Annotated in this window: 12 protein-coding genes and 1 pseudogene; 10 read left to right on the forward strand and 3 right to left on the reverse strand. The window is 61.1% G+C overall.

Annotated features, from left to right (window positions below; genetic code table 11):
- Window positions 1-5 precede the first annotated feature (5 nt).
- The 3 genes and pseudogenes from CFU_RS10390 to CFU_RS10395 all read right to left on the reverse strand — a co-directional run.
- A pseudogene (locus CFU_RS10390) lies at window positions 6-209 on the reverse strand (zinc-binding dehydrogenase); the annotation flags it as partial.
- 357 nt (window positions 210-566) lie between these two features.
- On the reverse strand, window positions 567-740 hold the full coding sequence (locus CFU_RS24870; RefSeq protein WP_190275244.1) for a hypothetical protein: 174 nt from the start codon (window positions 738-740) through the stop codon (window positions 567-569).
- Between the two features lie 244 nt (window positions 741-984).
- Window positions 985-1593 (reverse strand): Crp/Fnr family transcriptional regulator, encoded by a 609-nt coding sequence (locus tag CFU_RS10395; protein ID WP_014006000.1) that lies wholly within the window; start codon window positions 1591-1593, stop codon window positions 985-987.
- A 177-nt stretch (window positions 1594-1770) separates the two neighbouring features.
- Here CFU_RS10395 and CFU_RS10400 point away from each other — a divergent pair, with 177 nt between their 5' ends.
- The 10 genes from CFU_RS10400 (at window position 1771) to epsC (ending at window position 14629) form a co-directional block, all read left to right on the forward strand.
- Complete coding sequence (locus CFU_RS10400) at window positions 1771-3537, forward strand: thiamine pyrophosphate-binding protein (protein ID WP_014005987.1); 1767 nt, start codon at window positions 1771-1773, stop codon at window positions 3535-3537.
- A gap of 50 nt (window positions 3538-3587) precedes the next feature.
- Window positions 3588-4859, forward strand: a complete 1272-nt coding sequence (gene frc / locus CFU_RS10405; protein WP_041741701.1) for a formyl-CoA transferase — start codon at window positions 3588-3590, stop codon at window positions 4857-4859.
- A 124-nt stretch (window positions 4860-4983) separates the two neighbouring features.
- Complete coding sequence (locus tag CFU_RS10410) at window positions 4984-5433, forward strand: PAS domain-containing protein (RefSeq protein ID WP_041741703.1); 450 nt, start codon at window positions 4984-4986, stop codon at window positions 5431-5433.
- Between the two features lie 56 nt (window positions 5434-5489).
- Complete coding sequence (gene frc, locus CFU_RS10415; RefSeq protein WP_014006003.1) at window positions 5490-6737, forward strand: formyl-CoA transferase; 1248 nt, start codon at window positions 5490-5492, stop codon at window positions 6735-6737.
- Between the two features lie 18 nt (window positions 6738-6755).
- The gene (locus tag CFU_RS10420) at window positions 6756-7547 is read left to right on the forward strand and encodes an AraC family transcriptional regulator (protein ID WP_014006004.1); all 792 of its coding nucleotides are present in this window, start codon (window positions 6756-6758) and stop codon (window positions 7545-7547) included.
- 181 nt (window positions 7548-7728) lie between these two features.
- Window positions 7729-8130 carry a glycine cleavage system protein GcvH gene (gene gcvH, locus CFU_RS10425; RefSeq protein ID WP_014006005.1) on the forward strand — a complete coding sequence of 134 codons (402 nt, stop codon included), beginning with the start codon at window positions 7729-7731 and terminating at the stop codon, window positions 8128-8130.
- Window positions 8131-8171: 41 nt separating this feature from the next.
- Window positions 8172-11036, forward strand: coding sequence for an aminomethyl-transferring glycine dehydrogenase (gene gcvP / locus CFU_RS10430; RefSeq protein ID WP_041741706.1), 2865 nt, complete (start codon window positions 8172-8174; stop codon window positions 11034-11036).
- A gap of 127 nt (window positions 11037-11163) precedes the next feature.
- Window positions 11164-12294, forward strand: coding sequence for a glycine cleavage system aminomethyltransferase GcvT (gene gcvT, locus CFU_RS10435; RefSeq protein ID WP_041741707.1), 1131 nt, complete (start codon window positions 11164-11166; stop codon window positions 12292-12294).
- Window positions 12295-12525: 231 nt separating this feature from the next.
- Window positions 12526-13515 (forward strand): sulfonate ABC transporter substrate-binding protein, encoded by a 990-nt coding sequence (locus CFU_RS10440; protein WP_041741709.1) that lies wholly within the window; start codon window positions 12526-12528, stop codon window positions 13513-13515.
- Window positions 13516-13702: 187 nt separating this feature from the next.
- Window positions 13703-14629, forward strand: a complete 927-nt coding sequence (gene epsC, locus CFU_RS10445) for a serine O-acetyltransferase EpsC (RefSeq protein ID WP_014006009.1) — start codon at window positions 13703-13705, stop codon at window positions 14627-14629.
- Window positions 14630-14664 lie beyond the last annotated feature (35 nt).

A 14664-nucleotide genomic window follows, 5' to 3' on the forward strand; every position in this document is an offset into this window, starting at 1 on the left:
TGGTGGCCTTGAACGGCCACCGGCCTGGGCCGCAAGGGTGAGCCGGCGATGGTCAGCCGGTGCAGCAGGACCTGGGCGAAATGGATGTGTGCCTTGGCGCCGCCAAGCATGGCGATGAACACCAGTCTGCCGTCGTCCGCCAGGCAGTTCAGTTCACGCTGGATATAATCCCCCGCCGCTATGTCGAGAATCACATCCTTGCCTTTGCCTTTGCCTTGGGCAGTGCAGAGGCGGTGGGCGGCACCGGATAGTGGCCGGCGCGCTGCGTTGATGGCGCGCATGGAATTCGATCCCGGTAGTTGGCGATCGAATCAGTCTACGAAGATGTCCCGGGCCGCGCATTGATCGGGCTCAATCTTCCTGCGCATTTTTTCTTAATTAGACCTGGGTTTTACCTGCTGATATAACCTGACCGGATATCTATATTATGTTGCAGCACGGTAGCGCCGTCCTGGGGAGATTGCCGGAGGCTTTGAATCGGCCGCCAAAAATAAAACAGCCGATCAATGATCGGCTGTTTTTTGCGCTATCTGCAGTATCACCGGAGTGACCTGCAATACCGGGAATTACAGGCCCCAGGTGTAGGTGGCGTCTGCCTTGTCGCCGGTAGTTGCCGCGTCAAGGGACTCGCGCAGGTTGACTGCCAGAAGGGTCGCGGCTACAGCATAGGCGATGCCTGCCACTTTTGCGGAAAAACCAGTGCTGCTTGCCGAGGTGTAGCTGTTGGTTGCTGTAGTCACGGTAGTGCTCCTGTCAAAGTAAGAATCTCTTATGCTGCTTTGCATTATATATTTCCAATAATGACTTTTCTAATGACATTATCCAATAACAGGTATGTCATCTGTCAATATCTTGCGCTGCAATAGAAGAAGATTCTGCCAGGAATACAACAGTATTCGGGCGATTTGACCAGCTTGGGCGGCTGTGACGGCTGGTTTCGGAAGCATCGTGTATACACAACGTATACACGATGCCGGCTGCTGTTTAGATTTTCCCTTGGTGTTTGAGCCTGCTCAGGGTCTCGGGGGAAATATTCAGGTAAGTCGCAAGCTCTTTTTTCGGCATGCGGTCGTAGAGATCCGGATGCTTGCGCAAGAAGCGGTGCACGCGGCCGGGCGCATCCAGCAGGTGCAGGGTGATGGTATGCGCCATGATTTCGCTCATCAGGCGCATCACTTCGTATTCGAATGCTTGCTTCAGTTTCGGGTGCTTGTCCATGAATGCCGCCCATTGCTGCAAGGGTAGTTTGGCAACCCGCGCCTTGGATACGCAGACGATGCTGTAGGGTGTCGGCGTTTTCAGGCGCCATGCGGCGTAGCTGGTCTCCATGTCGCGCTCGTCGGCAAAGCGCAGGATCATTTCCTTGGCTTGCTGGTTTGTCACCACGCGCTTGAGTATGCCGTCCAGGATGAAATATTGCTCCATCTCATGGATGCCCTGGTGCAGCAGAATTTCTCCTTTACCGCCATCGACTACGATCAAATGCGATTCCAACTCGAGCATTTCGCTCTCGTCCAAGTCTTTTAAAACATTATTTTGCCTGAGCTGAACACGAATGATGTTTTTCTCTGGGTGGTTTTCTATGAGAGTCATGTAGGCGTTTTAAGGGATGGTCGACAGTCTAAGGCCCCGTTAAGGACCCTGCGAAGATGATGCGTGAAAACTTGACCAAGGTCAATGCCGTCCTCTCTATGAGCTGGCTAAGATGGCATCAAGCTGAAGCAATGCAAGAGGTATTGCGGCGGCAGATAACCGATAACAGGAGGAGCAATGGCAGCAGTGATATCCGAGTCGAAGGTCGCGTCTGTGTCAAGTACGACCGCCGACGATACGCTCAAACGCAAGAGCCGCGACGCCGGCGTGGTGTCAGGCGGGCATCTGGTGGCGCGCGCGCTGAAGAATGAAGGCGTGGACACGATCTTTACGCTGTGCGGCGGCCATATTATCGATATTTACGATGGCTGCATCGATGAAGGCATCCGCATCATCGATGTGCGTCATGAGCAGGTCGCAGCGCATGCTGCCGACGGTTATGCACGCCAGACCGGCAAGCTGGGCGTGGTGGTGACGACGGCCGGTCCCGGCTGCACCAACGCCGTGACCGGGATTGCGACAGCGTTCCGTTCGGAAAGCCCGGTATTGCATATCGGCGGCCAGGGCGGCATCACCCAGCACATGATGGGTTCGCTGCAAGACTTGCCGCATACCGAAATGATGCGGCCGATCACCAAATTCTCCGAAGGCGTGCGTTCCACCGAACGGGTGGCCGACATGGTGTCGATGGCGATCCGGGCCTGCTTTGCCGGCGCGCCTGGCCCGGCCTACCTGGAAATTCCGCGCGATGTGCTGGACCGCGAAATCGAGATCAGTAAAGCAGTGATTCCGGCGGCCGGCCAATACCGTGCTTCGGTCCGGTCCTTGGGCGATGTCGCCGATATCGAGAAACTGGCCGACATCCTGGTGCAGGCGGAGCGTCCGGTGGTCTTGTACGGCGGCCAGGTCTGGTCCTCGCGCGGCCACAAGGAAGCGATCGACCTGGTGCGCGGCCTGGATATCCCGGCGTATTTCAATGGCGCCTCGCGCGGCTTGCTGCCGCCGGGCGATCCGCATCACTTCGACCGCACCCGGCGCGAAGGTTTCGACAAGGCCGACGTGATCCTGATCGTCGGCACGCCGTTCGACTTCCGCATGGGTTACGGCAAACGCCTGGGCCTGAATGCCAAGGTAATCCAGATCGACCAGGATTACCGTACGGTCGGCAAGAACCGCGACATCACGCTGGGCCTGGTGGGCGATCCCGGCGCGATCCTGGGGGCTGTCTTGCAGGCCGCCAGCGGCCGCATCAACAAGACAGCGCAAGAGAAGCGCCGGTCCTGGATGAAACAGTTGCAGCAGCAGGAAGCGATTGCGACCGAGAAGCTGATGCCCTTGTTCAAGTCGAACAGCTCGCCGATCCATCCCTACCGGGTGGCGTATGAAATCAACGAGTTCCTGAACGACGACACGATCTACATCGGCGATGGCGGCGACGTGGTGACGATTTCGGCGCAGGCGGTGCGTCCGCGCAATCCGGGTCAATGGATGGATCCGGGCGCGCTGGGCAGCCTGGGCGTGGGCACCGGTTTTGCGATTGCGGCCGGCTTGGCCAATCCGGAGAAGGAAGTGATGTGTTACTACGGCGACGGCGCGTTCAGCATGACGTCGTTCGACATGGAAACGGCGAACCGTTTCGGCGTGCCGTACATCGCGGTGATCGGCAACAACTCGGCGATGAACCAGATCCGTTACGGCCAGCTGGCGAAGTATGGTGAGGAGCGCGGCAATGTGGGCAACCTGCTGAGCGATATCCCTTACGGCAAGTTTGCCGAGATGCTGGGCGGGCATGGCGAAGAGGTGCGCGATCCGGCGCAGATCGCTGGGGCGTTGCAGCGGGCGCGGGAAGCGGTGCGCAAGACACGGCGTTGTGCGGTGGTCAATATCTGGGTCGATCCTGCGGTGTATGCCCCGGGAACCATGGCCCAGACCATGTACAAATAAGCCGCTTGGCCACTATAAAAAATTCGATCAAGTTGAACAGGAGATTTGAAATGAGTACCGAAAAAAGCAAGGTAAAACCACTGGACGGCATCCGCATCATCGACTTCACGCACGTGCAAGCCGGTCCTGCATGCACGCAACTGCTGGCATGGTTTGGCGCCGACGTGATCAAGGTCGAACGTCCGGGTTCCGGCGACGTGACGCGTTCGCAGCTGCGCGATATCCCTGATGTCGATGCCCTGTATTTCACCATGTTGAACAGCAACAAGCGCTCGCTCACACTCGACACCAAAAAGCCTGAAGGCAAGCTGGTGCTGGAAAAACTGATCAAGGAATCCGACGTGCTGGTCGAGAACTTCGGACCGGGCGCACTGGACCGCATGGGCTTTTCATGGGAACGCATCAACGAACTGAATCCGAAGATGATCGTGGCCTCGGTCAAGGGTTTCAGCGACGGCCATCATTACGATGACCTGAAAGTTTACGAAAACGTCGCCCAGTGCGCCGGCGGCGCGGCTTCCACTACCGGTTTCTGGGACGGCCCGCCGACTGTCAGCGCCGCCGCCCTGGGCGACAGCAACACTGGCATGCACCTGGCAATCGGCATCCTGACCGCCTTGATCGGCCGCGACAAGAGCGGCAAGGGACAGCGCGTTGCGGTGTCGATGCAGGACAGCGTGCTGAACCTGTGCCGCGTCAAGCTGCGCGACCAGCAGCGCCTGGACAAGCTGGGCTTCCTGGAAGAGTATCCGCAATACCCGCACGGCACATTCAGCGATGTGGTGCCGCGCGGCGGCAATGCCGGCGGCGGCGGCCAGCCAGGCTGGGTGCTCAAGTGCAAGGGCTGGGAAAACGATCCGAACGCCTATATCTACTTCACCATCCAGGGCCATGCCTGGGCGCCTATCTGCAAGGCGATCGGCAAGGATGAATGGATAGATGATCCTGCCTACAGCACGCCGAAGGCGCGCCAGCCGCACATCACCGAAATTTTCGACACGATAGAAGTGTGGCTGAAGGACAAGACCAAGTTCGAAGCGGTCGACATTCTGCGCAAATTCGACATTCCTTGCGCACCGGTGCTGACCATGAAAGAACTGGCCAACGATCCGTCGTTGCGCGCCAGCGGCACCATCACCGAAGTCGACCACAAGGAACGCGGCAAATACCTGACCGTCGGCAGCCCGATCAAGTTCTCCGACCTGACGCCGGAAATCACCGGATCGCCGTTGCTGGGCGAGCACACCGACGAAGTGCTGGCGGACGTGCTGGGCTACAGCGCCGGACAGATTGCCGAACTGCATAAAGCAGAAGCAGTCTGAGGATGACGATAGGCGAGTAATTGCCACATGAGTCGTCCCAAGGACGATTGACGGCGTCCGCCCAGGACGCCGTTTTTACATGCGGGCCGCGGATATCAACAAGTTCTTAGCAAGGAGCAGGGATATGTCAACCGAACTCGATCTCAGGCAGCTGGTGCAAGCCGTCGGCGACGCCATCGTGATTTCCGACGCCAAGGGCGCCATCACCTTGTGGAATCCGGCGGCCGAACGCATGTTCGGCTTTACCCAGGGCGAAGCGCTAGGGCAGTCGCTCGACCTGATCATCCCCGAACGCCAGCGCCAGCGGCACTGGGACGGTTATCAAAAGACCATGGATACCGGCATCACCCGCTACGGCAACGACGTGCTGCGGGTGCCGGCGGTACACAAGGACGGCCATACCTTGTCGATCGCGTTTACAGTAGCGCTGCTGCATACGGCGGACAACAAGGTGGCGGCGATCGTTGCCGTCATCCGCGACGAAAGCAGCCGCTTTGCCGAGGATCGCGCCTTGCGTAAACGCCTGGCGGAAATGGAAGCCAGACTGACAGCGCTGGCGAACGAATCCAGTTAAGATCGTGATGGAACCGGGCACACGGTACCTATGATAAATATAAACAGGAGATTTTCATGAGCAAAGCACTGGATGGCGTGCGCATTCTAGATTTCACCCATGTCCAGTCAGGGCCGACCTGCACCCAGCTGCTGGCCTGGTTCGGCGCCGATGTGATCAAGGTCGAACGCGCCGGCGAAGGCGACGCCACGCGCGGGCAGCTGCGCGACATTCCCGGGGTCGACAGCCTGTATTTCACGATGCTGAACCATAACAAGCGCTCCATCACGCTCGACACCAAGAACCCCAAGGGCAAGGAAGTGCTGGAAACGCTGATCAAGGATTGCGACGTGCTGGTGGAGAATTTTGCACCGGGCGCGCTGGACCGCATGGGATTTACCTGGGAACGCATCCAGGAACTGAATCCGAAAATGATCGTGGCCTCGGTCAAGGGTTTCGGTCCCGGCAAATACGAAGATTGCAAGGTCTATGAAAACGTCGCCCAGTGTGCCGGCGGCGCGGCTTCCACCACCGGCTTCGACGACGGTCCGCCGATGGTGACCGGAGCCCAGATCGGCGACAGCGGCACCGGCCTGCATTTGGCGCTCGGCATCGTCAGCGCGCTGTTCCAGCGCCACACGTCGGGCCGCGGCCAGAAGGTGCTGGCGCCGATGCAGGACGCCGTACTGAACTTGTGCCGCGTCAAGCTGCGCGACCAGCAGCGCCTGGAACGCACCGGCACCATGCACGAATATCCGCAATACCCGGACAGCAAGTTCGGCGAGGCCGTGCCGCGCGCCGGCAACGCTTCCGGCGGCGGCCAGCCGGGCTCGATCCTGAAATGCAAGGGCTGGGAAACCGATCCTAACGCGTATATCTATTTCATCACCCAGGGCGCGGTCTGGCCGGCGGTCTGCAAGGTAATAGGCGAGGAGGGCTGGATCACCGACGAGGCTTACGCCACGCCGGCGGCGCGCCTGCTGCACCTGAAGCCGATCTTTGCCCGCATCGAGCAATGGACCATGAGCAAGACCAAGTTCGAAGCCATGGATATCCTGAACCAGCACGACATTCCGTGCGGACCGATCCTGTCGATGAAGGAAATCGCCGAAGACGAGTCGCTGCGCCAGAGCGGCACCATCGTCGAAATCGACCACCCGGCGCGCGGCAAGTACCTGACGGTAGGCAATCCGATCAAGATGTCGGACAGCCCGACCGAGGTCACGCGTTCTCCCTTGCTGGGCGAACATACCGAAGAAGTGCTGGCGCAGCTCGGCTACGGCAAGGATTACATCGCCGCGCTGCGTGAAGAGAAGGTGATCTGAAAAAAACGGGCCGACGACATGACAGCAGAATTAGATTATCAGGCATTGAATTGCGCCGGTGCCTCGGTTGTGACGTCGGCAACGGACTATCCGGACGGCCACGTCATCCCGCTGCACCGCCATTCCTGCGCCCAGCTGCTGTATGCGACCAGGGGCGTGATGACGGTCGATGCGGCGGCCGGACGCTGGATGGTGCCGCCGGGCCGTGCGGTCTGGCTGCAGGCGCATGTCGACCACCAGATTCGCATGCACGGCGAGGTCGGCTTGCGCACGCTGCTGCTGGATGTCGCCATGTCGCCGCACCTGCCTGCGCGCAGCTGCGTGCTGGATATCTCGCCCTTGCTGCGCGAACTGATCGCCGCCGCCCATGGCAATCCGGCCGGGTATGACGCCAATAAGGACGCCAATACGGACGCCGACGCCCGCAACTGGCACATGCTGCAATTGTTGCTGCACGAACTGGCGTCGGTGACCGTGCTTCCTCTTTATTTGCCGTTGCCACTGGCGGCGCGCCTGCGCAGCCTGTGCGAACTGCTGATGGCGACTCCCGGCAAGCAGGTAACAATCGAAACCTGGGCCGGCCAGCTCGGCATCTCCACCAGCACCTTGCACCGCCTGTTCCTGCGCCAGACCGGCATGCGTTTCGGCCATTGGCGCCAGCAAGCCAGGCTGCTGCAGGCCATGGAACAGCTGGCGCGCGGCGGCAAGGTCGCCGCCGCAGCGCAAGACCAGGGCTACAGCAGCCAGAGCGCGTTCAGCGCCATGTTCAAGAAACACTTCGGCAGCACCCCCACTGCGTTTTATCGCTAGACCCTCCTGCGTTTTCTTTCCTGCCGCTGATAATTCCCGAAGAATCAAGGCCTTAGCTCGTCCTGGCGATTCCTGCCAGGCGTCCGGCTGTCGAATCGAACTGGTTGGCGGTATCATGCAGGGCGTTTCGGTCGTAAAATTCGGATAAGTCATTTGAATATCATGGTTTTTTATAAAGGAGATGGGCATGGGTCAGGAAAACAAGGGGCAAGAAAAATATACGGTCGAGCATGAGTGGTTGCGTGTCGAAGATGGCGGCCTGGTGACGGTCGGCATTACCGCTTACGCGCAAGACCATCTGGGCGACCTGGTTTTTGTGCAGTTGCCTGAAGTCGGCGCAACTATCGCCAAGGGCGAAGAAGCCGCGGTGATCGAGTCGGTCAAGGCCGCAAGTGAAATCAACATGCCGGTTGCCGGCACGGTGGTCGAAATCAACCAAGCGCTGGCGGACGCGCCTGAAAAGGTGAACGAAGACCCGCTGGGCGAAGGCTGGTTCTTCAAGATGAAAATAGACGATGCGGCCGAGTTGAACGGTCTGATGGACAAAGCGGCTTATGACGAGCTGATCAAAGGCCTGGCTTAAATAAGCGCAACTCTACTGTTCATTAAATGAAGGAAGCACCCATGACACAATCACGGCCTGCTCTTGAAGATCTGGCACAACATGCCGATTTCATTGAACGCCATATCGGCCCGGACCAAGCCCAACAAAAGGCCATGCTGACCGCCCTCGGTTTCGATACGATCGAGGCATTGATACAGAAAATCGTGCCAAGCGCCATCCTCGAGCGCCACCCGCTGAAACTCGGCGCCCCGCGCAGCGAAGCGGAAACGCTGGCCGCCTTGCGCGAAATCGCCGGCAAGAACCAGCTGTTCAAATCGCATATCGGCATGGGTTATTACAACTGCCATACGCCGACCGTCATCCTGCGCAACCTGCTGGAAAACCCGGCCTGGTATACCGCCTATACGCCGTACCAGCCTGAAATTTCGCAGGGGCGGCTGGAAGCGCTGCTCAATTTCCAGACCATGGTGACCGACCTCACCGGCATGGAAATCGCCAATGCTTCCCTGCTGGACGAAGCCACCGCCGCGGCCGAAGCGATGACTTTCTGCCAGCGCCTGTCTAAAAGCAAGAGCAACACCTTTTTCGTTTCGCAAGACTGCTTCCCGCAAACCATCGACGTGCTGCGCACCCGCGCCGCGCCGATCGGGGTCGAGATAGTAGTCGGCGACCATCTCAAGGACCTGGAGCGGCTCGACTGCTTCGGCGTGCTGCTGCAATATCCGACCCTGAACGGCGAGATCAACGACTATGCCGCCACCGCGCGCCTGGCGCATGACAAGCAGGCGCTGGTAGTAGTAGCTGCCGACCTGCTGGCGCTGACCCTGCTGACGCCGCCGGGCGAATTCGGCGCCGACGTGGTGATCGGCACTGCCCAGCGCTTCGGCGTGCCGCTCGGCTACGGCGGCCCGCACGCAGCGTATTTCGCCACGCTGGATGCGCACAAGCGCGTCATGCCCGGACGCCTGGTCGGCGTTTCGATCGACAGCCGCGGCGAACCGGCTTACCGGCTGGCGATGCAGACCCGCGAACAGCATATCCGCCGCGAAAAAGCCACCAGCAACGTCTGCACCGCGCAAGTGCTGCTGGCCAATATCGCCAGCATGTATGCGGTGTATCACGGCCCAAGCGGGCTGAAAACGATCGCGCAACGGGTGCACCGGCTGACAGCGATCCTGGCCGAGGGCCTGCGCCAGCTGCACCATGCGGTGCCGACCGCCAGTTTCTTCGACACCATCACCGTGCATACCGGCGGCCATACCCAGGATATCCACGCCGCGGCGCGCAGCCAGTCGGTGAACCTGCGCCTGATCGACGACGGCAGCGTCGGCGTTGCGCTGGACGAAACCAGCACCCGCGCCGATGTCGAAGCACTGTGGGGCATCTTTGCCGTAGGCAAGCCATTGCCTGCGTTCGCCGCGCTGGAAGCCAGCGCCGAGGAAAAGATACCGGCAGCGCTGGCGCGCAGCAGCGCCTACCTGACGCATCCGGTGTTCAACAGCCACCATTCGGAAACCCAGATGCTGCGCTACCTGCGCGCGCTGGCGGACAAGGACCTGGCGCTGGACCGCAGCATGATACCGCTCGGCTCCTGCACCATGAAACTCAACGCCACCACCGAGATGATCCCGGTGACCTGGCCGGAGTTCGGCTCCCTGCATCCGTTTGCGCCGCTCAACCAGGCCCAGGGCTACCAGCAGCTGGTGGCCGACCTGGAGCAGATGCTGTGCGTGTGCACCGGCTACGACGCCGTATCGCTGCAGCCGAACGCTGGTTCGCAGGGCGAATACGCCGGCTTGCTGGCGATCCGCGCCTACCACCAGAGCCGCGGCGAGGGCCAGCGCAATATCTGCCTGATCCCGAGCTCCGCCCACGGCACCAATCCGGCTACCGCCCATATGGCCGGCATGCAGGTGGTGGTGGTGCAATGCGACGAGCAAGGCAACGTCAACGTCGCCGACCTGCGCGCCAAGGCAGACCAGCACGCCAAGGACCTGGCGGCGCTGATGATTACCTATCCCTCGACCCATGGCGTGTTCGAAGAAGCCATCGGCGAGATCTGTGAAATCGTCCACGCCCACGGCGGCCAGGTGTACATCGACGGCGCCAACATGAACGCCATGGTCGGCTTGTGCGCGCCGGGCACTTTCGGCGGCGATGTCTCGCACCTGAACCTGCACAAGACCTTCTGCATCCCGCACGGCGGCGGCGGGCCAGGCGTCGGTCCGATCGGCGTCAAGGCCCACCTGGCGCCGTTCCTGCCGGGCCACCGCATGCTGGAAAACGGCATCGCGCCGGTTTCCGCCGCGCCGTGGGGCAGCGCCAGCATCCTGCCGATCACCTGGGCCTACATCACGCTGATGGGCGCGCAAGGCTTGCGCCAGGCGAGCCAGGTGGCGATCCTCAACGCCAACTACATCATGCACCGGCTGGCGCCGCATTATCCGGTCCTCTACAGCGGCAGCGACGGACTGGTGGCGCACGAAGGCATCATCGACCTGCGCCCGCTCAAGGACAAGACCGGGATCACGGTGGAAGACGTCGCCAAGCGCCTGATCGACTACGGCTTCCATGCGCCTACCATGTCGTTCCCGGTAGCCGGCACGCTGATGATAGAGCCGACCGAAAGCGAGTCCAAGCAAGAGCTGGACCGCTTCTGCGACGCCATGATCGCGATCCGCGAAGAGATCAGGGCAGTCGAGAACGGCGATATCAAGGCGGAGCAGACGGCATTGCGCCATGCGCCGCATACCAGCCAGGACCTGACCGACGAATGGTCGCGCGTGTATTCGCGCGAACAGGCGGTGTTCCCGCTGAAATCGCTGCGCCAGGACAAGTACTGGCCGCCGGTAGGACGGATCGACAATGTCTACGGCGACCGCAACCTGGTCTGTTCCTGTCCGCCCATGTCGGATTACGAGTAAGGCAAAGGCGGGCGCCGCATGCATACCGGTAGGGTGGGCACCCGTGCCCACGCGGATATGGATGATGCGACCACCGCGTGGGCAAAAAAACCTGCCCACCCTACAACTGATAAAAAGGACAATTTTCATGAGTGACGCAAGCAACGCCGCAGCAGCGGCGCGTACACCGCTATACCAGCTGCACCTGGAGCTAGGCGCCAAGATGGTGCCGTTTGCAGGCTACGACATGCCGTTGCAGTATCCGACCGGCATCCTGAAAGAACACAACCACACCCGCAGCCAGGCCGGCCTGTTCGACGTTTCGCACATGGGGCAATTGCGCCTGAGCGGTGCGGACGCCGCTGCCGCGCTGGAATCGCTGGTGCCGGTCGACATCGTCGACCTGCCAGTGAACCGCCAGCGCTATGCGGTATTCACCAATCCGCAAGGTGGCATCCTGGACGATCTGATGGTCGCCAATGCCGGCGATCACCTGTTCCTGGTGGTGAACGCAGCTTGCAAGCAGCAGGATACCGAACACCTGCGCCAGCATCTGTCCAGCCGTTGCCAGATCGACGAGCTGAGCGACCGTTCCTTGCTGGCTTTGCAGGGACCGGCTGCAGCCGCGGTCATGGCGCGCCTGGCGCCGGATACTGCGCAGATGGTGTTCATGCAGACCGCCAAGTTCACGCTGGCGGGCAGCGGCTGTTTTGTCAGCCGCTCCGGCTACACCGGCGAAGACGGCTTTGAAATTTCAGTGCCGAATGCCGCTGCGGAAACCCTGGCGCGGCTGCTGCTGGCGCAGCCCGAGGTGGCGCCCATCGGTCTCGGCGCGCGCGATTCCTTGCGGCTGGAAGCAGGCCTGTGCCTGTACGGCCACGACATGGATGGCAGCACCACGCCGGTCGAAGCCAGCCTGGGCTGGGCTTTGTCGAAGGCGCGCCGTACCGGCGGCGTCCGTGCCGGCGGTTATCCCGGCGCGGAACTGATCCAGCGCCAGCTTGAGCAGGGCGTCGGCCGCAAGCGGGTCGGCCTGCTGCTCAAGGATCGCATGCCGGCGCGCGAAGGCGCCGAGCTGGTCGATGCCGACGGCAAGCAGGTCGGCAAGATCACCAGCGGCGGTTTCGGACCGACGGTGGGCGGCCCGGTGGCGCTGGGTTATGTTGACAGCGCCCATGCGCAGGTCGGCACGCTGCTGCAAGCCGTGGTGCGCGGCAAATCGGTGCCCATCGAAGTGGTCAAGACGCCGTTTACTCCAACCCGCTATTTCCGCGGCTGAAGCACGCCGGGCTCCCGGCATCAGCGTTAGCCTGGTGCCGGCGGCAGAAAAAATGACGCATGGTTTGCCCGTGGCAGGAGGCGCAAGCCAGCTTGCCCGGCTTCCGCTTATCTGAATTCCAACTATCCCGAGAAGATTTTATTCGTTCTTTTTGTTTTTCCTTCTTATTAAGATCGGGCTGGGTGCTGCTTGCAGCTTGACCAGGGAAATCGATTTCATCGGAAAGACAATATGAGCGACAACAAGCCAGGCAACCATAAAAACCGGGCAGGCCGGCGCCGCCGTCTGCTGCAGGCCGGCATCGGCATGGCTGCCGTTGCGGCCCTTACGCCATTCGCAGTTCGCGCGGCGCAGCGCGAACTGCGCGTCGGTTACCAGAAAGGCTTGCTGAGCCTGCTGAAAAAGCGCGGCACGCTGGAGCAGCGCCTGGCGCCGCTTGGCGTGGCGGTCAAGTGGATAGAGTTCAGCGCCGGGCCGGTGCAGCTGGAAGCGCTGAATGTCGGTTCCATCGATTTCGGCGATGTCGGCGAAGCGCCGCCGATTTTCGCCCAGGCCAACGGCACGCCGATTGTCTATGTCGCGGCGACCGTGCCGCGGCCGGCGGTGGAGGCGGTGCTGGTCCCGGCAACTTCGGCGATCAGGGCAGTGGCCGACCTGAAAGGGAAAAAGATCGCTCTGAACAAAGGCTCGAACGTCCATTATTTCCTGGTCAAGCTACTGCAGAAGAATGGCTTGAACTATAGCGACGTCAACCTGGTGTGGCTGGCGCCGGCCGATGCCCGCGCCGCGTTCGAGAAAGGCGTGGTCGACGCCTGGGTGATCTGGGAGCCGTTCTTTGCGGCCGCCGAACAGACTCTGGCGGCGCGCATCCTGGCCGATGCCGGCGGCGTCGTCAAGAACCGGGCCTATTACTTTTCATCGAAGGATTACGCGCAGAAGAATGGCGACGTCCTGAGCATCGCCGTCGAAGAACTCAACAAGATCGACATCTGGGGCAAAGCCAACCGCAGCGAGCTGGCGGCGGAACTGTCGGCGGTGTGGGGCTTGCCGAAGCCCGTGGTCGATGTCCTGGTGGCCCGTTCTTCGTTCGGCACCGAGCCGATCAACAGGTCGATATTGGCGGAACAGCAGGTCATCGCCGACACTTTCTTCGAATTGAAGCTGATTCCCCGCCAGATCGACGTGCGCGACGCCGCGCCCGCGGCTCTGGGGCGGTCATAGGCGCGGACCGGCAATAACCGCTGCGCATATGAGATTAGCGAACTAGCTTATGCGTTTTTCGTCATAAAAATTCGTAGTCAATTTTTCCGCCTGCCGACAAAATGAGCAGGCATTCAAGGATTCAGGATTCGCATCTTCTTCGCTGCAATAGTGATTTCGCTGTTTTTAACAATGAGCATCTGCACGCATGAGTAGCCGCAATTTTTCCGAACAACAGGCGCTGACCGACAGTTCCGGCCTGGGCCTGGAGCAGGTGGTTTCCGCTTTGCGCACCTCGCGCGAGGTGACCAACAAGATCCGGCACCGCGGCGATATCCGCGAACTGCCGTCGCGCCAGGCGCTGGCGGAGGTGCTGCAGGGCTTGTCGGCGGCGCTGTTTCCGACCCACTACGGCCGCACCGACCTGAACGACGAGAACATCGACCATTTCGTCGGCAACACCCTCAGTTTCACCTTGAACATCCTGGCCGAGCAGATCCGCCGCGGCTTGCTGTTCGTGCTCGAAGAAAGCACGCCGGAAGCCGACCTCAACCGCCAGGCGATCGCTGTCACCCGCCAGTTCGCGGCAGGCTTGCCGGCCATCCGCGACCTGCTGGCGAGCGACATCCAGGCTGCTTACAGCGGCGATCCTGCCGCCACCAGCATTTCCGAAATCTTGCTGTGTTATCCCGGCACCACGGCCATCATCTACCACCGCCTGGCGCACGCCTTGCATGGCCTGGGGGCGCCGCTGCTGGCGCGCCTGATCGCCGACATCGCGCACTCCGCGACCGGCATCGACATCCATCCGGCGGCGCGGATCGGCGCCAGTTTTTTCATCGACCATGGCACCGGCGTGGTGATCGGCGAGACCACCATCATCGGCCAGCGGGTGCGCCTGTACCAGGCCGTGACGCTGGGCGCCAAGCGCTTTCCCGCCGATCAGGACGGCGCCCTGATCAAGGGCAACGAACGCCATCCTATCGTCGAAGACGACGTTGTCATCTATGCCGGCGCCACCGTGCTCGGCCGCGTCACCATCGGCAAGGGATCGACCATAGGCGGCAATGTCTGGCTGACCCGCAGCGTGCCGCCCGGCAGCAACATTTCGCAGGCGCAGATGCGCGACGACTGAATCTCCACCCCTCAACCTTCGATCACAGGAAATGT

It is taken from the genome of Collimonas fungivorans Ter331, from assembly GCF_000221045.1.
Lineage (GTDB): Bacteria > Pseudomonadota > Gammaproteobacteria > Burkholderiales > Burkholderiaceae_D > Collimonas > Collimonas fungivorans_A.

Bases quoted from the DNA above. Each gene is read 5' to 3' on its own strand.
- CFU_RS10440 (WP_041741709.1), top strand. From the start codon at position 12,526: ATGAGCGACAACAAGCCAGGCAACCATAAAAACCGGGCAGGCCGGCGC.
- frc (WP_041741701.1), top strand. From the start codon at position 3,588: ATGAGTACCGAAAAAAGCAAGGTAAAACCACTGGACGGCATCCGCATC.
- gcvP (WP_041741706.1), top strand. From the start codon at position 8,172: ATGACACAATCACGGCCTGCTCTTGAAGATCTGGCACAACATGCCGAT.
- CFU_RS10395 (WP_014006000.1), bottom strand. From the start codon at position 1,593: ATGACTCTCATAGAAAACCACCCAGAGAAAAACATCATTCGTGTTCAG.
- frc (WP_014006003.1), top strand. From the start codon at position 5,490: ATGAGCAAAGCACTGGATGGCGTGCGCATTCTAGATTTCACCCATGTC.
- gcvH (WP_014006005.1), top strand. From the start codon at position 7,729: ATGGGCATGGGTCAGGAAAACAAGGGGCAAGAAAAATATACGGTCGAG.
- CFU_RS10400 (WP_014005987.1), top strand. From the start codon at position 1,771: ATGGCAGCAGTGATATCCGAGTCGAAGGTCGCGTCTGTGTCAAGTACG.
- CFU_RS10420 (WP_014006004.1), top strand. From the start codon at position 6,756: ATGACAGCAGAATTAGATTATCAGGCATTGAATTGCGCCGGTGCCTCG.
- CFU_RS10410 (WP_041741703.1), top strand. From the start codon at position 4,984: ATGTCAACCGAACTCGATCTCAGGCAGCTGGTGCAAGCCGTCGGCGAC.
- epsC (WP_014006009.1), top strand. From the start codon at position 13,703: ATGAGTAGCCGCAATTTTTCCGAACAACAGGCGCTGACCGACAGTTCC.
- gcvT (WP_041741707.1), top strand. From the start codon at position 11,164: ATGAGTGACGCAAGCAACGCCGCAGCAGCGGCGCGTACACCGCTATAC.